Origin of the sequence: Pseudomonas sp. 13159349 (genome assembly GCF_013305685.1) — a bacterium.
In the GTDB taxonomy this organism is placed as follows: Bacteria; Pseudomonadota; Gammaproteobacteria; order Pseudomonadales; family Pseudomonadaceae; genus Aquipseudomonas; species Aquipseudomonas asiatica.
This window is the reverse complement of record NZ_CP045553.1, coordinates 5109502-5128488: the sequence shown is the minus strand read 5'-3', so window position 1 is coordinate 5128488 and position 18987 is coordinate 5109502. Positions and strand designations below refer to the sequence as shown.

Genomic DNA, 18987 nt, shown 5'->3' with positions numbered 1-18987 from the left:
CTGCTAGTAGAAGTTATTCGGCATCCAGATGCATCGGCGTCACCACCCGACCATCGCTCTCGGCCTGGCCCAGACTGGTATCGATGAAGTACACCCGGTCATCTTCCAGCTGGCCTTTGTCTACCAGGTAATCCTTGATGCTGCTGGCCCGCTCCTGGCCAAGTGTGCGCAGCAGCGCAGTACTTTCGGCCCAGGACTTGATCACCGCCTCGCGCAGCTTGGCGGTGCGCTCGTCGCGGCCCAGTTGCTCCCATTCCGCAGGCGGCTGTTGCTTCAGGCGGTTACGGTAGATGCCTTCGAGCATCGCCGGTTTTTCGCTGTCGTCGACCACCAGCATCGAGGCATTGGCCGGCACCTTGTCACCGCGGCGCTGCAGGATCTTGTACCAGGTGGCCTGGTACTCACGCTCCAGGCGCTGCTGGGCGATCAGCGGGCCGTCGCTGGCCTGGGCGCTGGTGCCTTCGATTTCCAGGCGCAGCTCCGGGCGTTCCTTCAGGGCCGACGCCAATTTGTCCAGCGATGCCTGGGCGTCGCCACTAAGCTCGCTGGAGCCCGGGGCGAAGGACACATTGCCCAGATCTTCCGAGCCACCGCCGGCAACCAGCCCGCCAATGAACTTGAACGGCGCCTGCGCCGCACGCAACACCAGGTTGCGCAGGGTTTGCCAGACGATCGGCATCACGCTGAACTGCGGGTTGTTGAGGTCTCCGGATACCGGCAGCTCGATCGAGATCTTGCCTTCTGTATCCTTCAGCAGTGCCACCGCCAGGCGGATAGGGAGGTCCACTGCGTCCGGGCTGTCGACCTTCTCGCCCAACTGCAACTGCTCAACCACCACCTTGTTCTCGGCCTTCAGCTGGCCATTGGTGATCAGGTAATGCAGGTCGAGGTTGAGCCGGCCTTTGCGGATACGGAAGCCGGCGAACTTGCCGGAGTAGGGGGTGAGTGTGGTCAGCTCGACCCGCTTGAAGCTGGTGGCGATGTCCAGGCTGGCCAGCGGGTTGAACGGGTTGAGGGCGCCTTTGATGGTGACCGGCGCGTAGCGGTCGACCTTGCCCTTGACGTCGACCTTGGCCGGCACAGGCTTGCGGTTGTCGATGGTGCCGATTCGACCGTTCAGCTGCTGGATGGCCGTGGCGAAGTTGGGGGTGAGGGACAGGTCGGCGAAGTTGGCCGAGCCGTCGTTGAGGTCGATCTGGCCGATGTGGATGCCCAGCGGCTTGTCGTTGCTGGCAGCGGCCGGCTTGGCCTGGCTGGTCGCCGGGGCGCCGGCCGGCTGCGGGATCAGCAGGTCGTTGATGTTGGTCGTGCGGTCTTCGTTGATGATGAAACGCGCATAGGGTTGCAGCAGGGTCACTTTGTCGATCGACAGCGCATCGCCGTGCACGTAGGACAGGCCGTCGACGTTCACCTGTTGCCATTTGACGAAGTCACGGCTCTTGATGGTGTCGAGGGTGTGCAGCTGGCTGACCTGTGCCTTGCCGGCAACACTGAAGGCCAGTGGTGAGGTGTTCTTCAGGTCGACCTTGAGGTCGCTGGCGAGCATGCCGCTGCGCAGCTCCAGCAGGATGAACGGGCTGATATAGGCCTGGGCCACTCGCAGGTCGATATCGCGGGTGCTCACGTCCAGCTTGGCCCAGATGGGCGCCAGGTTGACCTGGCCGGCCGCCTGAAGCTTGCCTTGCTTGCCCACGCCGGTATCGAGCTTGAGGGTAAAGGGCGACTTGTTGAGACTGTCGAAACCTTGCAGGTCGGCGTTGAGCGGGCCGACGTCGAGGGCCACCGGCTCCTTCTGAGTACGGTCCGCCAGGTGCACCAGGTAGTTACGCAGTTGCACGTCCTTGAGCAGCACCTGCCAGGGTTTGCTCGGCTCCTTGGCGGCTTGCTGTTCGGGCGTGGGCTCGGCGGCGGCCGGTTCGGCCTTTTCCTTCGGCGTAGCCTTGGCCGGCTGGCTGGCGAACAGTTTCTGCCAGTCGAGCTGGCCGTCCTTTTCCAGCGCGGCCCAGGTTTCCAGTTTTTCGCTGCGGATCTTGCCCACGGTGACCAGCTGCTTGACCAGGTCGACCGAGGTTTCGCTTACTTCCAGGCTGGCCAGGCGTGCCAGCGGGCGGCCATCCGGGGCCTTGATGGCAAAGGGGGCGATGCGCACCGACGCGTTGTCCAGCAACAGTTCGGTCTGCTTGGCGAGGTTGAGCTTGTAGTGGGTGTCGAGGCTGACCACGCCGTCTTCCAGCACCAGTGGCACGGCATCGCGCACATAGGGCCAGAATGCCTTCATCTTGCCTTCGGTGATCTTCAGTGTGCCTTCAGAGGCGATTGGCGCCAGGCTAAGGGTGCCTTTCCAGTCGATGCGCCCGCCGTTGGGGCCGATGGCCACCAGGGTCATGTCGGCATTGTCGTTGGGCAGGGTGCTGAGGTTTTTCAGCTCCAGGTTCATGTTGTCGTAGAGGAACTCGATCGGCTCGCTCGGGCGCAGGTCCTCGAAGTGCAGGTAGCCATCGCTGAGCTTGATGCTGCCGATGCGTAGCGGGAACGGGTCGCTGGGTGGCTCGTCAGGCTTGGCTTCGCTGGCTGGCAGTTTGAACAGGCGGGTCAGGTTGAGAGTACCGTCCTTGGCGAACAGCACTTCGTTGCGCGGTTTGACCAGTTCCACTGCATCCATGTGCAGGGCACCGCTCCACAGGCTGTCGAGCGAAAGGTTGGCGTACAGCCGGTCGAAGCCGACCTGCTCCTTGCCAGGCTCGCCGATCTGCAGGCCCCACAGTGTCAGTTCGAGGCTGAAGGGGTTGAGTTCGATCCGTTCGAGGTGGGCAGGCACGGTTGCGTATTGGGCCAACTGTTGGTTGGCGATGCGCAGCGCGACACCGGGGAGAACGAAAAAGCCAAGAAGGCTGTAGAGGGCTACCAGGGCCAGCAGTGCGCCAGCGGCGCGAGTCAATCCTTTGTACATGTGTCGCTTCGTCTGTCTAAGCAGGAGAGCTTGGAGTATGGCACGTTAAATCAGTTCCGCTGAGGCGACCAGTTGACCTCATTCGATGCCCATGCGCCGTTTGGCCCGGTGCGCTGAGCCGTCGCGCATCGCCCAGCGCAGTACTGGCGCGGTGCGTTGCAGGCCCAAGCGGATCATGCGCCGCTGCAACGGACCGTGCTGTAGCCCGAGCATGGTCTGGGCCCAGCCCGGCAGCAGGTCGATGCCGGCGTGCAGCATCAGCTTGCCCACCGGCTGTGCCAGGCGGCTGGGGGCGGGGGCGTCGAGCAGGATGCCGACCACCTCATGGCTGCGTGCGTCGCAGTGCAACTGGGGGCGCATGCGCTGCAGATAGTCCTCGACCTGCTGGCACGAGCGCGGCACGTCGCGGGCGCCAAGGCGCTCGGCAATCAATGCGATCTCTGCGTAGTAGGCATCCTGCTCGGCGCGCGCTAGTTGCGGGTTGCGGTAACGCAGGTGGGCGGCGAGAAAGCTGCTGACTTCCGCCACGTGCACCCAGGTCAGCAGGTCCGGGTCGCTGGCCGCATACGGGCGGCCATCCGGCGCGGTGCCGGTTACCTGCAGGTGGATGGTGCGCACCTTGTCGATCAGCCACTCGGCATCGCGGGTGGCGCCGAAGGTGGTGCCGGAGATGAATTGGCTGGTACGGCGCAGGCGGCCGAGCAGGTCTTCACGGAAGTTGGAATGGTCCCACACCCCGGCCAGGGCCAGCGGGTGCAGCAACTGCAGCATGAGGGCACTGATGCCACCGACCAGCATGCTCGGGAAGTCGCCATGTACCCGCCAGCTGATGCTGTGCGGGCCGAACAGGCCGGGGTCGCCCTTGGGCGATTCCAGGTCGAGCTGGCCGAGGGCCAGCCCGGTAAGGCTCATGACCTGGGTTTCGATGCGGCGGCGAAGGGCTTCCATGGCGACCTGTGGTTCAGGGCGGCCATGGGCAACGGCCGCCGGTTACTGGTTGAGGCGTTTGTCGATCAGGCCCTGCACCACGCTGGGGTCGGCCAGGGTCGAGGTATCGCCCAGGTTGTCGAGTTCGTTGCAGGCGATCTTGCGCAGTATACGCCGCATGATCTTGCCTGAGCGTGTCTTGGGCAGCGCCGGAGCCCACTGGATCAGCTCGGGTTTGGCGAAACTGCCGATTTCCTTGCTGACCAGGGCCAGTAGCTCGGCCTTGAGCGCGTCGTCCGGCGTTACACCATTCATCGGTGTGACGAAGGCGTAAACGCCTTGGCCCTTGAGGTCGTGGGGGTAACCGACCACCGCCGCTTCGGCAACGCTGTCATGCAGCACCAGCGCGCTTTCCACTTCGGCGGTACCGATACGGTGACCGGAAACGTTGATCACGTCATCGATACGCCCGGTGATCCAGTAGTCTCCATCGGCATCGCGGCGGGCACCGTCGCCGGTGAAGTAATAGCCGGGCATCGGCTTGAAGTAGGTGTCGACCATGCGCTGATGGTCGCCATAGACGCTACGGATCTGCCCGGGCCAGCTGGCCTTGATCACCAGCAAGCCGGCACCGGGGCCTTCGATGAGCTTGCCCTTTTCGTCCAGCAGCACTGGTTGCACGCCGAACATGGGCTGGGTGGCACAGCCGGGCTTGAGCGACTGCGAGCCGGGCAACGGGGTAAGCATGATGCCGCCGGTTTCGGTCTGCCACCAGGTATCGACGATGGGGCAGCGCTTTTGCCCGACTTCTTCGAAATACCACTCCCAGGCTTCCGGGTTGATTGGCTCGCCGACGCTGCCCAGCAGGCGCAGGCTCTGGCGTGAAGTACTCTGCAGCGGCGCGGAGCCTTCGCGCATCAGCGCGCGCAGGGCGGTCGGGGCGGTGTAGAAGATGTTCACCTTGTGTTTGTCCACCACTTGCCAGAAGCGCGAGGTGCCCGGGTAGTTGGGCACGCCTTCGAACATCAGCGAGATCGCGCCATTGGCCAGCGGACCATAGACGATGTAGCTATGGCCGGTGACCCAGCCGACATCGGCGGTGCACCAGAACACCTCGCCGTCACGGTAGTCGAACACCACCTTGAAGGTGAGGGTGGCCTGCAGCAGGTAGCCGCCGGTAGTGTGCAGCACGCCTTTGGGTTTGCCGGTGCTGCCGGAGGTGTAGAGGATGAACAGCGGGTCTTCGGCACCCATCGGCTCGGGACTGCAGTCGTCGCCGGCCTTTTCCGTTGCCTCGTGGTACCAGAAGTCACGGCCTTCGGCCCAGACGACATCGCCGCCGGTGCGGCGCACCACAAATACGCTGCTGACCGCAGGGCAGCTGGCCAGGGCCTTGTCGACGTTCTGTTTCAGCGGGATGCGTTTGCCGCCGCGCACGCCTTCATCGGCAGTGATCACCGTACGGCAGTCGGCATCAAGGATACGGTCGCGCAGGGCATCTGGCGAGAAGCCGCCGAACACCACCGAGTGGATGGCACCGATGCGGGTGCAGGCAAGCATGGCGAAGGTGGCCTCGGGGATCATCGGCATGTAGATGCACACCCGGTCGCCTTTCTTTACCCCGCGTGCTTTCAGCGCATTGGCCAGGCGGCAGACCTGGCGGTGCAGTTCGCGGTAGGTGATGGCCTTGGAATCCTTGGGATCGTCGCCTTCCCACAGCAGGGCAGTCTGTTCGCCGCGTCGGGCCAGGTGGCGGTCGATGCAGTTGTAGCTGACGTTGAGCTGGGCGCCGTCGAACCAGCGGGCGCTGCCGGTCTTCAGGTCGCATTGCTGCACGCTCGACCAGGGCTTGATCCAGTCCAGGCGCTTGGCCTGTTCGGCCCAGAAGGTGTCGGGGTCATCCACCGACTGGCGGTAGAGGCGGCGGTACTCGTCGGGGGTTAGGGCGGCGGACTGGCTGACGGCCAGGGCCTGAGGGTAGTTGCGGATATCGAACATGGCGGGTGGTCCTGCTCTTGTAAGGGGCGATGGACTGCAACGGCTATTCGATAGGACAGTGTAGCCAGAGGTGATGTTCCTTGAGGGTAGACTCGGTCCCTGTAGGAGCGGCCTTGTGTCGCGATGGGCCGCAGAGCGGCCCCGGGATTTCAGCGCTGGCGCATCAATTGTTGGGGCCGCTCTGCGGCCCATCGCGACACAAGGCCGCTCCTACACGGAGCGACCGTGTGACGGCTTTGGGATCAACCGCGGTGACGGCCGCGGAAGTAGTTGATCAGGCCTTGGGTGGAACCATCTTCGGCGCTTTCTTCCAGGCTGCCGACCAGGCGTTGGTAAACGCCCTTGCCCAGCTCCTTGCCTAGCTCCACGCCCCACTGGTCGAAGGCGTTGATGCCCCAGATCACGCTCTGCACGAACACCTTGTGCTCGTACATCGCCACCAGCGCGCCCAGGCGGCGCGGGCTGATGCGTTCCACCACCAGGGTGTTGCTCGGACGATTGCCTGGGATCACCTTGTGCGGGGCCAGCTTTTCGATGTCCGCTTCGTTCAGGCCTTTGCCACGCAGCTCTGCCTCGGCTTCCTCGCGGGTTTTGCCCAACATCAGCGCCTGGCTCTGCGACAGGCAGTTGGCGTACAGCCACTGATGATGGTCGGCCACCGGGTTGAAGCTCACCACCGGCACGATGAAGTCGGCCGGAATCAGCTGGGTGCCCTGGTGCAGCAGCTGGTGGTAGGCATGCTGGCCGTTGCAACCGACGCCACCCCAGATAACCGGACCGGTGTCGGTCTTCACCGGGGTGCCGTCCTGCAGCACGCTCTTGCCGTTGGACTCCATGTCCAGCTGTTGCAGGTGCTTGGTAATGTTGCGCAGGTAGTGGTCGTACGGCAGGATCGCGTGACTCTGGGCGCCCCAGAAGTTGCCGTACCACACGCCCAGCAGGGCCAGCAGCACCGGCATGTTCTTGTCGAACGGCGCGGTCTGGAAGTGCTGGTCCATGGTGTAGGCACCGGACAGCAGTTCCTTGAAGTTGGCGGTACCGATGGCCAGGGCGATCGGCAGGCCGATGGCCGACCACAGCGAGTAGCGCCCGCCCACCCAGTCCCACATCGGGAAGATGTTTTCTTCGCGGATGCCGAAGGCCACGGCGGCGGCCTTGTTGCTGGAAACGGCGATGAAGTGGCGATACAGCTCGGCTTCCGAACCGCCCTGGGCCAGGTACCAGGTACGGGCGGCTATGGCGTTCTTCAGGGTCTCGAGCGTGTTGAACGACTTCGACGAGACGATGAACAGGGTGGTTTCGGCGCGCAGGTTGGCCGACAGCTCGTGGAACTCACTGCCGTCGATGTTCGCCAGGTAGTGGCAGCGCACGCCGCGCTGGGCGTAGGGCAGCAGCGCCTCGGACACCAGTTCGGGGCCGAGGAACGAGCCGCCGATGCCGATGTTGACCACGTCAGTGATCGGCTTTTCGCTGTAGCCACGCCACAGGCCGTCGTGAATGCGGCCGACCAGTTCGGTGATCTGGTTGAGCACCTTGTGCACTTCCGGCATGACGTTCACGCCGTTGACGCTGAGCTTGTCGCCTACCGGACGGCGCAGGGCGGTGTGCAGCACCGGGCGACCTTCGGAGGCGTTGATGATTTCGCCGCTGAACATCGACTTGATGGCGTCCTGCAGGCCCACTTCGTTGGCCAGGTTCACCAGCAGGTCGCGGCTTTGTTCGGTGATCAGGTTTTTCGAATAGTCGAGGAACAGGCCGCAGGAGCTCAGGGAGAACTGGTCGAAGCGCTTGGTATCGGCGGCGAAAGCTTCGCGCATGCTGAAACCTTGCATGGCGTCGCGGTGTTGCTGAAGCGCCTGCCAGGCGGGCAGGGCCGTGACATCGTGGGGTGTGCGGTAATACGCCATTGCGCGGGGTTCCCTTGGTGCGTGGTGAGACCTTGGACACGGCACTCATTGCCGGGTTCAGGCTGGCACCATTATAGGCAAAGGCCACTTGCAGGGAATGGGTAAGGCGGGGGAATTTGGGGGCGCTTTGCGCCCCACTCGCAGCACAAGGCTGCTCCTACAGAAGAAGGTGGTTTCTGTAGGAGCAGCCTTGTGCTGCGAATGGGCTGCAAGGCAGCCCCAGGCCGTTACGCGGTCTTCTCTTCCAGATGAAGGTACAGGTTGTCGATCAACCGTGTGTTACCCAGGTAAGCCGCCGCAATCACCACCAGATCACGATCATCGATCATCGCGGGTCGCAGGCTTACCGCATGACGCACCTCAAGGTAATCCGGGCGGAAACCCGCGGCGGTCAACTGCGCCTTGCCTTCGGCAACCAGTGCGGCAAAGTCCCGCTGGCCATGGCGGATGGCCCCAGCGATATGCTGCAGCGTGCGGTACAGCGCAGGTGCCGTAGCACGCTGCTCCGGCGTGAGGTAGCCGTTACGCGACGACAGCGCCAGGCCGTCCTCGGCCCGCACGGTGGGCTCGCCGATGATCTGGATCGGCATGTTCAGGTCGCGCACCATGGCGCGGATAACCGCCAGCTGCTGGAAGTCCTTTTCACCGAACACGGCAAGGTCGGGCTGGACCATGTTGAACAGCTTGCTGACCACGGTGGCCACGCCTTCGAAATGACCGGGCCGGCTGGCGCCGCACAAGCCTTCGGAAAGGTGGGGTACGCTGACGCGGGTTTGCACGCTCATGCCGTCGGGGTACATCTCTTCGACGCTGGGCGCGAACAGCAGATTGCAGCCAGCCTGAAGCAGGCGCTCCTGGTCGGCGGCGAGGGTGCGCGGATACTTGTCGAGGTCTTCGTTGGCGCCGAACTGCAGCGGGTTGACGAAGATGCTGGCGACCACGAAATCGGCGCGCTGCGCAGCCTTGGTTACCAGGGCGGCATGGCCGCTGTGCAGGTTGCCCATGGTCGGCACGAAGCCGATGCGCTTGCCTTCACCGCGGGCGCGGGCGACAGCGGCGCGCAGTTCGCGGACGGTCTTGACTGTATTCATGCACTGAACCCGTGTTCGCTGCCTGGGAAGCTGACTTGCTTGACCGCCTCGACGTATGCGACGAGGGCGCTGTGGATATCCGGCTGGCCTTGCATGAAGTTCTTCACGAACTTCGGTACGCGGCCGCTCAGCGACAGGCCGAGCATGTCGTGCAGGACCAGTACCTGGCCATCGGTGCCGCTGCCGGCGCCAATGCCGATCACCGGGATGGATACGGCACTGGTGATTTCCGCCGCCAGTTCGCTGGGCACGCATTCGAGCAGCAGCATGGCCGCACCGGCCTGTTCCAGGGCGATCGCGTCGGCGCGCATCTGCCGGGCCTGGGCTTCCTGGCGGCCCTGGACCTTGTAGCCGCCCATCACGTTGACAGTCTGCGGGGTCAGGCCCATGTGCGCGCATACTGGCACACCACGCTCGGCCAGCAGGCGGATGGTCTCGGCAAGCCAGGCAGCGCCTTCGATCTTGACCATGTGGGCGCCGGCCTGCATCAGCGTGGCGCTGTTGGCAAAGGCCTGCTCCGGGGTGGCATGCGCCATGAACGGCAGGTCGGCGAGGATCAGCGCGCCGTCGTTGCCACGTTTGACGCTGGCGGTATGGTAGGCCATGTCCGCGGTGGTTACCGGCAGTGTGCTGTCGTGGCCTTGCAGGACCATGCCCAGCGAGTCGCCCACCAGCAACACTTCGACACCGGCCTGGCTGGCGGCCTTGGCAAAGGTGGCGTCGTAACAGGTCAGCATGGTGATTTTTTCACCCTTGGCCTTGAGGCCATTGAGGGTGGTCAGGGTTACTTCAGGCATGTAGGAAATTCCTCGTTCAGGCGCTGTAAGAAACGACTGCATTCAACGCGTGTAGTCATTTTCCGGAGCGGCACATCATCGCGCGTGATGTTCGGGCACAGGTCCGTCCGGGCCTAAATACGGGTATGCGGCACTTTGGTGCCACACGGGACGCCTATAGTCGTGAGCGAGGTGGGGGAAGTCAATCACCCTGTTACCGCATTGTTACGATCAGGGTGTTACTGGCGTTACCGCGCCAGTGTGCAAGGCTGGAACGCCCGGTTTACAGGCGTTCCAGGCCGACGAACGGGCAGTCGTCAAGCAGTTGCGCAAGGGCGCGGCCGTCGGCCAGGCGGAAATCGCCCGGTACCAGTTCCGCCAGCGGGTACAGCACAAAAGGCCGGGCATGCATGTGGTAATGCGGCACTTTCAGGCGCGGCTCATCGAGCACCTGGTCGCCGAACAGCAGGATGTCCAGGTCCAGTGTGCGCGGGCCCCAGCGTTCCTTGCGCACGCGGCCCTGATCGTTCTCGATGGCCTGCAGTGCATCGAGCAGGGCCAGCGGTGGCAGGGCGGTGTCCAGGGCGGCGACGGCGTTGGTGTAGCGCGGCTGGCCGGGCAGCAGCGAATCGCTGGTATACAGGGCCGAGGCCGCCACCAGGCGTGTGGCTTCGACCTGGTCGAGGGCCTGCAAGGCGCTGCGCAGCTGCTCGGCAGGTGCGTCCAGGTTGCTGCCCAGGCCGATATAGGCGCGGGTACTCACTCGAACGCCTCGTCGCCACTGCGCTTGCGCTTGCGCTTGCCACCGCTGCGCTTGCGTTTGCGCGGGCCGGCGCCGGTGCCTTCGTCACGGCTGCCCAGTTCGCGGATCATCTCGCGACGCTCGCTGTCGTTGGCATCCTGGTAGTCGGTCCACCACTGGCCGAGGTCGTCGGTTTGTTCCCCGGCGCTTTCGCGCAGCAGCAGGAAGTCGTAGCCGGCGCGGAAGCGCGGGTTGTCCAGCAGCATGTCGGCGCGCTTGCCGCTGCGGCGTGGCAGGCGCTCCTGCATGTCCCAGATCTCGCGGATCGGCAGGGTGAAGCGCTTGGGGATGGCGATACGTGCGCATTGTTCGGCGATCAGGTCGTGGGCCGCACCGTTCATGGCCGGGATAGGCGGCACGCCTTGGTTCTGCAGGTGCAGCACGCGAGCCGGGAGGGCTGGCCACAGCAGCGCGGCGAAGAGGAAGGCCGGGGTTACCGGTTTGCCTTGCTTCACGCGCAGGTCGGTGTTGTTCAGCGCTTGGCTGATCAGCGTGTGGGTGTAGGTCGGGCGCTCGTCCAGGGCATGCGAACTGGCCGGGAACAGCGGCTCGAACAACTGAAGGTCGACCAGCATTTCGAAGACGATGGCGCCCTGGCCGGAGAGGAACAGCTTGAGGCTCTCTTCGAACAGGCGCGCTGGCGGAATTTCCCGCAGCAGTGGGGCCAGCTCTCGAATCGGCTGGACCGTGTGTTTTTCGATGCCGAAGTCGAGCTTGGCGGCGAAGCGCACCGCGCGCAGCATGCGCACCGGGTCTTCCTGATAGCGGTGGGTAGGGTCGCCGATCAGGCGCAGCAAGCGGTTGCGGATATCGTGCACGCCGTTGGCGTAGTCGAGGATGCGCTCGCTGACCGGGTCGTAGTACAGGGCGTTGATGGTGAAGTCGCGACGTTGCGCGTCCTCTTCCAGGGTGCCGTACACGTTGTCACGCAGAATGCGGCCACTGGCATTGTGCGACGAACGGTGGCTGTCGCCCTGGTCGTCTTCCGAATGGTGGGCGCGGAAAGTTGCGACTTCGATGATTTCACGTCCGAAATGCACGTGGACCAGCTTGAAGCGGCGGCCAATGATGCGTGCGTTGCGGAACTCGGCACGGACCTGTTCAGGGGTGGCACTGGTGGCGACGTCGAAGTCTTTCGGCGTGATGCCCAGCATCAGGTCGCGGACACAGCCACCGACCAGGTAAGCCTGGTAACCGGCGCTCTGCAGGCGTTCCACGATGTTCACCGCATGGCGGCTGAATTGGTGGCGTTGCAGCGAGTGCTGGCTCTTGTTGATCACCTCAGGCGTGGTGCGCCTGTGGTGCGGGCCCGGTACGGGCGGGCGGAACGACTGGAACAGCTTCTTCAGCATGGGATGCACTGTTTGAAGGAATGTTCGGCCAAGAATAGGAGAATGGCCGCATGATGGGCGGGGATTCTAGCATTTACTCAAGGAATGGTGTAGGCGGGTAGCAGGATGCCTGCCAGAAGGGTAGAAACGACAAGGGGAGCCTAAGCTCCCCAAGAAGTCGTTGCGTGCTCTTATTGTTTTTTTGCTGGGCTTCTTGTTTTTGTTGAGTGCCCTGTCCACAAATCTCGAAGCTTGTGGACGACCCCCAATCCAGGGGTTAAGAGCAAACGGATTGCTTTGGTCGCTGATGTCACGTTGATCTGTCGATCCAACCAGTTCAGGCGCTGCTTTTTAGTGCAGTTTTTGTTGTTCTCTGCCTGGTTGTGGGGCAAGCCCCAAACACGCATCCTCTCCAAAAGAATCAGTTAGCTGCGCCTCCGCCGTCTTGTTTTTATTGTGCGTGAGCCGTTTCGTCTTGTTCTTATTCTGAGTTGCAGTGCTTGTTATTGTTCTTGTACCAGACATATAGCAGGTGCCGTGCCAACTTTTGCAAACCCAGTAAAATCAATGGGTTGGAGGTGGTGAGCAGTTTTTCAGCGGTCGGAAATGTCGAAATTTCGTTACCGTACGCCTCGGGAACTGTTACGGCGGAAAGCTTGGGTAACAGATTTTTGCAGGGTCTGATGTGTTACCGGGGGTGTGTGCGCTGGCTTTGCTGGCCCTTTCGCGGGCACGCCCGCTCCCACAGGGGGGCACCACCCTTTAGGGCAGTGAAATTCCTGTGGGAGCGGGCATGCCCGCGAAGAGGCTGGAGAGGTTGTAGATAGGGGCAGGAGGAACCTCCCGCCCAGGCAGCGCGGTTATTCGCTGGTAGCGTTGCTCTTGCGTCGCGGGATGCCCAGGCGCTGGCGGCGTTCCCACAAGCACTTGCGGCTGACCCCGAGCTTGCGGGCCAGCTCGGTCTCGGTCATGTGGTCCTGGTGCTCGAGCACGAAGTGCTGGAAGTAATCTTCCAGCGACAGGTCCTCGGTCGGCTCATGGCTGGCATTGGCCGTACTGGCCCCGACCAGGGCGTTATCGAGGATTTCGTCCTCCTCCAGGTCACCCAGCTCGATATCGATGCCCAGCAGGTCGGCGGAAATTTCTGCGCTCTCGCTGAGGATCACCGCACGCTCCACGGCGTTTTCCAGCTCTCGCACGTTACCCGGCCAGCTGTAGTGACGAATGGCCTGCTCGGCTTCGGCCGAGAAGTGCAGGTCGTCGCGGCCAATGCGCGCGCTCTGGCGGGCGAGGAAAGCGCTGGCGATCTCGTTGACGTCGCTGCCGCGCTCGCGCAGGGCAGGCAGTTTCAGGGCGATCACGTGCAGGCGGTAATACAGGTCTTCACGGAACTGGCCGGCCTTGGCCAGGTTCTTCAGGTCGCGGTGGGTCGCGGCGATCAGGCGTACATCGACCTTTTGCGACTGTACCGAACCCACCCGGCGAATCTCGCCTTCCTGCAGTACGCGCAGCAGGCGGGCCTGGGCTTCCAGCGGCAGTTCGCCGATTTCGTCGAGGAACAGGGTACCGCCATCGGCAGCTTCCACCAGGCCGGCGCGCCCGGCGCTGGCGCCGGTGAACGCGCCTTTCTCGTGGCCGAACAGCTCGGACTCGATCAGTGTCTCGGGGATGGCTGCGCAGTTCACCGAGATCATCGGTGCCTTGGCCCGGCGCGAAAGGTTGTGCAGGGCGCGTGCGACCAGCTCTTTGCCGGTGCCCGATTCGCCCTGGATCAACACATTGGAGTCGGTGGGCGCGACCTTGCGGATCTTGCTGTACATGTCCTGCATCGGCGGGCACGAGCCGATGATGCCGATTTCGCCATTGGCGGCCACCGCGCTGCCTTTGTCGGCGGGGGCGGCCTTGCCATTGGTGGCGCGTGGCTCGGCCGCCGGTGCGGCAGCCGGGGCGTTCTGCCGGTCGCGCAGGATACGCGCCACCGCTTGCAGCATCTCGTCGTGGTCGAAGGGCTTGGCGATGTAGTCCACCGCGCCCATTTTCATCGAGTCTACCGCCGAGCGCAGGCTGGCGTAGCTGGTCATGATCAGCACCGGGGTGCCTTGGCCGAGCTTGATCAGTTCGGTGCCGGGTGCGCCTGGCAGGCGCAGGTCGCTGACGATCAGGTCGAAGGTGGCAATGCTGAAGCGTTCCTGGGCTTCCTGCACCGAGCCGGCTTCGCTGACCTGGTACTGGTTCCGTTCGAGCAGGCGACGCAAGGCCGAGCGGATGATGGTTTCGTCTTCGACGATCAGAATGTGCGGCATTGATTCAATTCTCTCGACGGTCTCGAATTTCAGGGGACGTCGCTACGACATGCCGGGGCAGGGTCACGCGGATCCGGGTGCCACGTTGCCGTTCGATATCGGCCGGGCTGTCGATGGTGATTTGCCCATAATGCTCTTCCACGATGGAATAGACCAGAGCAAGCCCCAGTCCGGTTCCTTCGCCCGGGTCCTTGGTGGTGAAGAAGGGTTCGAACAAGCGGTCCATGATGTTCTTCGGGATCCCGCTGCCCTCATCTTCGACGATCAGGTCGACGGTGTGCTCGTTGACTTCGCTGCGCACGCGCACGGCGCTGCCGGGCGGCGAGGCGTCGCGGGCATTGGAAAGCAGGTTGATCAGCACCTGGGCCAGGCGCTGCGGGTCCCCTTCGGCCCAGTGCTCCGGGTCGCAGAGGTTGAAGAACTGTACTTCGAAATTGCGCCGGTTCAACGCCAGCAGACCGATGGCGTCCTGCGCCACTTCGGCCAGGCATACCGGTTCTTCGCTGTTCTGGTGGCTGCCGCCGGCATGGGCGAAACTCATCAGCGACTGGACGATGCGCGATACCCGCTTGGTCTGTTCGAGAATCTGGCTGGACAGCTCGATGATTTCGCCATCGCCCTCACGCTCTTCGCGCAGGTTCTGCGCCAGGCAGGCGATGCCGGTGATCGGGTTGCCGATTTCGTGGGCCACGCCGGCGGCCAGACGGCCGATGCTGGCCAGGCGTTCGGAGTGCACCAATTTGTCTTCCAGGGCCTGGGTTTCGGTAAGATCCTCCACCAGCAGTACCAGGCCGCTGTTGCCCGGGGCCAGCGGCTCGTCGATGGCCGCCTTGTGCAGGTTCAGCCAGCGCGGCTGGCCGTCCAGCGCCAGGCGCTGCTTGTGCAGGTGCTCGTCTGGCACGTTGATGAAGCCTTGTAGCAGGCCGCGCCAGGGTTCGCTGATGGTGACCAGGCGCGAGCCGACCACGTGCTTGGCGGCGATGCCGGTGAGCTCTTCCATGGCCTTGTTCCACATCAGGATTTCCTGGTCCTTGGCCAGCGAGCAGACGCCCATGGGCAGTTCCTGCAGGGTCTGGCGGTGGTAGCGGCGCAGGGCGTCGAGCTCGGCGGCCAGGCCGGTCAGGCGGGAGTGGTAGTCTTCCAGGCGGCTTTCGATGAAGTGGATGTCCTCGGTCACGTAGTTTTCGTTACCGGACTTGTACGGCAGGAAGGTCTCGACCATGTCCTGGGCCACGCTCGGCCCCATCAGGCCGGACAGGTTGGCCTCGATGCGGTCGCGCAGGCGGCGCAAGGCATAGGGGCGGCGCTCGTCGAACGGCAGGTAGAGATCGCGCAGGGCCTGTTCCACTTCCTTCTGTGCGGCCTTGGCGCCCAGCGGCTTGGCCAGTTGAGTGGCGAACTCCTGTGGCGAGGCGGCGTGCAGCTCGCGGCGTTGCGGGCGGCGCACATTGTCCACTGCGCAGGCTTCGGCGGCGCTTACCTCTTCGTTGCTGGCGTTGGTGAACAGCGAGATCAGGGTGAACAACAGCACGTTGGCCGCCAGCGAGGCGATGGCCGCCATGTGCCAGCTGGTGTCGTCCAGCACGTAGATCATGTCCAGCAGCGGGATGTAGAAGCCCTGCAGGTTGCCCAGCAATGGCAGCAGCATGGTCACCATCCACACCAGGGTGCCGGCCAGCAGGCCGGCGATGAAGCCACGGCGGTTGGCAGTCGGCCAGTACAGCACCGACAGCACGCCCGGCAGGAACTGCAACGTGGCCACGAAGGCGACGATGCCCAGGTTGGCCAGGCTCTGGTGGTTGTTCTGGGTTAGGTAGAACATGAAGCCCGCAGTGATGATGGCGACGATCAGCGCGCGGCGGGTCCACTTCAGCCAGCGGTAGATGTTGCCTTCGGCCGGCGGCTGGTACAGCGGCAGCACCAGGTGGTTGAGGGCCATGCCCGACAGCGCCAGGGTTGTGACGATGATAAGCCCGCTGGCGGCCGACAAGCCGCCGATGTAGGCCAGCAGCGCCAGTGCCTGGTTGTTGGCGGCAAGCCCCAGGCCCAGGGTGAAGTATTCGGGGTTGGTGGTGGCGCCCAGGCGCAGGCCGGCCCACAGCACCAGCGGCACGGCCAGGCTCATCAGCAGCAGGAACAGCGGCAGGCCCCAGCTGGCGCTGACCAGCGAGCGCGGGTTGAGGTTTTCGGTGAAGGCCATGTGGTACATGTGCGGCATGACGATGGCCGAGGCGAAGAACACCAGTAGCAAGGTGCGCCATGGACCTTCCTGCAGCGGCGTATGCAGAGCGGCCAGGGCGGTCTGGTTCTGCAGCAGCCACACTTCCAGTTCGTGCGGGCCGCCGAACACGCCATACAGGGCATACAGGCCGATACCGCCCAGGGCCAGCAGCTTGATCACCGACTCGAAGGCGATGGCGAACACCAGCCCTTCGTGCTTTTCGCGTGTGGCGATGTGCCGCGAGCCGAAGAAGATGGTGAACAGGATGATGAGCGTACAGAAGGCGAAGGCCACACGTGCCTTGACCGGCTCACCGGTAAGGATACTGATCGAGTCTGCTACCGCCTGGATCTGCAGGGCCAGCAAGGGCAGAACGCCGATGAGCATGATGATGGTGGTCAGCGCCCCGGCCCAGGTGCTGCGAAAGCGGAACGCCAGCAGGTCGGCCAACGAGGACAGCTGGTAGGTACGGGTGATCTTCAGGATCGGATAGAGCAGCACTGGCGCCAGCAGGAACGCGCCGGACACCCCCAGGTAACAGGCAAGGAAGCCGTAGCCGTACTGGTAGGCCAGGCCCACCGAGCCATAGAAGGCCCAGGCACTGGCGTATACGCCCAGCGACAGGGTGTAGGTCAGCGGGTGGCGAATGATCGAGCGCGGGATCAACCCCCGCTCGCTGATCCAGGCCACACCGAACAGCACCATGAGGTACGCGGCGCTGATCAGGATCATCTGGGTCAGGCTAAAGCTCATCGGCATCTCGTTGGCTCTGCAGGATGAAGGTGACGACGATCAGGATCAGCCAGAGCAGGTAAGGGCGATACCAGGCTCCGGTCGGTTCGATCCACCAGTCCATGATGGCCGGGGAGAACAGGTAGATCCCCACGACCAGAAGCAGGACCAAACGATAGATGTACATGCTGGCCTCGATGGTTGGGCGCTGCGGGCTTGGACTTATTATTGGCGCAAATGGCTGGGGGGATGCTAGCGGGAATCCATGGTGTTCGCCAAGAGGTTGAATTTATTGGGCTTTTGTTTTTGAGGGGTGGGTTGCCTGTTCTGGCCCTATCGCCGGCAAGCCAGATCCCACAGGGTCACCACAGGATCTGAGTGCTGCGCTGTACCTGTGGGAGCTGGCTTGCCGGCGATAGGGCCGGGCCTGCCTCAGCGCAAATCAGCCTCTGGCACCGTGGTCCGCTGCGCAATCGCCTCGGGCCGCCACTGCTTGCGAGCTACCGCCAATACCTCCGCCGGCGTTGCCTGCAACAACTCGGGGTCGGCTTTCTGCCCCAGCGCCCGCAGCGCCCGCAGCAACAGCGGTGTCGCCTGGTCCGCCTGCAGCGGCGGCGAGCGGTACGACTTGCCCAGCTTGTGCCCGTCCGGCTGCACGATCAGCGGAATATGCAGGTAACGTGGCTGCGAGAAGCCCAGCAACTCTTGCAGGTACAGCTGGCGCGGGGTGTTGTCGAGCAGGTCGGCGCCACGCACGATGTCGGTAACACCTTGCCAGGCATCGTCCAGTACCACCGCCAGTTGGTAGGCATACAGCCCGTCGCGGCGCTGGATGACGAAATCGCCCACTTCACGCCCCAGGTGCTGCTGGAACTCGCCCTGTACGCGGTCGGTAAAGCGGTAGATCAGCTCTGGCACGCGCAGGCGGATCGCCGCGCCATCCCTAGCATGCCCGGCATTGCGGCAAAGGCCCGGGTAGATACCGTTGTAACCCTCAAGCTGCTTGCGCGAGCAGGTGCAGGCGTAGGCCAGGCCCATGTTGAACAGGCGGTCGACTACCGCGGCATAGGCATCGTGCCGCTGGCTCTGGAACACCACTTCGCCGTCCCACTCCAGGCCGTAGCGCTCCAGGGTCTGCAGGATCGCATCGCGAGCACCGGGCATTTCCCGAGGCGGGTCGGTGTCTTCCATGCGCAGCAGCCAGCGGCCGTTCACGGCGCGGGCATCGAGCCAGGAGGCGAGGGCGGCGACCAGCGAGCCGAAGTGCAGGAAGCCGCTGGGCGTGGGGGCGAAACGCCCGATGTAGCTTGAGTGGGTCATGGTCAGGCTGGGCATATAAATGAAACGGGGCGCATGATGCGCCCCGTTCAGGTGGAAAGAAAGATCAGCCTTTGCCGACCGTCTTTTCCTTTTTCTCGGCGATTTCCTTGCAGTCGAAGCACAGGTCGGCGGTAGGGCGGGCCTCCAGGCGACGCAGGCCGATCTCGATGCCGCACGATTCGCACCAGCCGTACTCGTCGGCCTTGATCTTGTCGAGGGTCTTGTCGATTTTCTTGATCAGCTTGCGCTCGCGATCGCGGTTGCGCAGCTCCAGGGCGAATTCTTCTTCCTGGCTGGCACGGTCGGCCGGGTCGGGGAAGTTGGCTGCCTCGTCCTTCATGTGGTCCACAGTGCGGTCCACACTGGTCATCAGCTCTTGCTTCCAGGCGCCGAGAAGCTTGGTGAAGTGCTTCTTCATGGGCTCGCCCATGTACTCTTCACCTTTGGATTCTACGTAGGGCTCGACACCGTACATGGTCTGGGCTTTTTGCTTTTCTACGGTGGACATGAATAGACCGCCTCTCACTCATCTGATCCAATGCGCAGGCTGCTCCATCTCCGGCACCCGCCGGCCCTGCGACTGCGAGCCGCCGAACTTACCAGATAGATCGGGGGTGCGCTACCCCGCC

The 18987-nt window shown here is 63.6% G+C and carries 13 protein-coding genes; all 13 read right to left on the bottom strand.

Annotated features, from left to right (window positions below; all coding sequences use genetic code 11):
- Positions 1 to 13 precede the first annotated feature (13 nt).
- The gene (locus tag GEV38_RS23610) at positions 14 to 2950 is read right to left on the bottom strand and encodes a DUF748 domain-containing protein (RefSeq protein ID WP_054573644.1); all 2937 of its coding nucleotides are present in this window, start codon (positions 2948 to 2950) and stop codon (positions 14 to 16) included.
- 78 nt (positions 2951 to 3028) lie between these two features.
- Complete coding sequence (locus tag GEV38_RS23605) at positions 3029 to 3898, bottom strand: oxygenase MpaB family protein (RefSeq protein WP_015271851.1); 870 nt, start codon at positions 3896 to 3898, stop codon at positions 3029 to 3031.
- A gap of 42 nt (positions 3899 to 3940) precedes the next feature.
- Positions 3941 to 5875 carry an acetate--CoA ligase gene (acs, locus tag GEV38_RS23600; protein ID WP_173896031.1) on the bottom strand — a complete coding sequence of 645 codons (1935 nt, stop codon included), beginning with the start codon at positions 5873 to 5875 and terminating at the stop codon, positions 3941 to 3943.
- A gap of 242 nt (positions 5876 to 6117) precedes the next feature.
- Positions 6118 to 7782, bottom strand: a complete 1665-nt coding sequence (gene pgi, locus GEV38_RS23595) for a glucose-6-phosphate isomerase (protein ID WP_015271849.1) — start codon at positions 7780 to 7782, stop codon at positions 6118 to 6120.
- A gap of 227 nt (positions 7783 to 8009) precedes the next feature.
- A complete protein-coding gene (panC, locus tag GEV38_RS23590) occupies positions 8010 to 8873 on the bottom strand; it encodes a pantoate--beta-alanine ligase (RefSeq protein ID WP_013974275.1) in 864 nt (287 codons plus the stop codon).
- The gene (gene panB / locus GEV38_RS23585) at positions 8870 to 9670 is read right to left on the bottom strand and encodes a 3-methyl-2-oxobutanoate hydroxymethyltransferase (protein ID WP_015271848.1); all 801 of its coding nucleotides are present in this window, start codon (positions 9668 to 9670) and stop codon (positions 8870 to 8872) included. The genes panC and panB overlap by 4 nt, the downstream gene beginning before the upstream one ends.
- A gap of 262 nt (positions 9671 to 9932) precedes the next feature.
- A complete protein-coding gene (gene folK, locus GEV38_RS23580; RefSeq protein WP_013974273.1) occupies positions 9933 to 10412 on the bottom strand; it encodes a 2-amino-4-hydroxy-6-hydroxymethyldihydropteridine diphosphokinase in 480 nt (159 codons plus the stop codon).
- Positions 10409 to 11803, bottom strand: a complete 1395-nt coding sequence (locus tag GEV38_RS23575; protein WP_173896029.1) for a polynucleotide adenylyltransferase PcnB — start codon at positions 11801 to 11803, stop codon at positions 10409 to 10411. Before GEV38_RS23575 ends, folK begins: the two co-directional genes overlap by 4 nt.
- A gap of 839 nt (positions 11804 to 12642) precedes the next feature.
- Positions 12643 to 14085 (bottom strand): sigma-54 dependent transcriptional regulator, encoded by a 1443-nt coding sequence (locus GEV38_RS23570; protein ID WP_015271846.1) that lies wholly within the window; start codon positions 14083 to 14085, stop codon positions 12643 to 12645.
- Positions 14086 to 14089: 4 nt separating this feature from the next.
- Entirely contained in the window at positions 14090 to 17065 is a 2976-nt protein-coding gene (locus tag GEV38_RS23565) for a sensor histidine kinase (RefSeq protein ID WP_161551537.1), read from the bottom strand.
- Positions 17049 to 17225 carry a hypothetical protein gene (locus GEV38_RS23560; RefSeq protein WP_003250005.1) on the bottom strand — a complete coding sequence of 59 codons (177 nt, stop codon included), beginning with the start codon at positions 17223 to 17225 and terminating at the stop codon, positions 17049 to 17051. Before GEV38_RS23560 ends, GEV38_RS23565 begins: the two co-directional genes overlap by 17 nt.
- A gap of 245 nt (positions 17226 to 17470) precedes the next feature.
- A complete protein-coding gene (gene gluQRS, locus GEV38_RS23555; protein WP_015271844.1) occupies positions 17471 to 18358 on the bottom strand; it encodes a tRNA glutamyl-Q(34) synthetase GluQRS in 888 nt (295 codons plus the stop codon).
- Positions 18359 to 18422: 64 nt separating this feature from the next.
- Positions 18423 to 18866, bottom strand: a complete 444-nt coding sequence (gene dksA, locus GEV38_RS23550; protein ID WP_003259209.1) for an RNA polymerase-binding protein DksA — start codon at positions 18864 to 18866, stop codon at positions 18423 to 18425.
- Between the last annotated feature and the right edge of the window lie 121 nt (positions 18867 to 18987).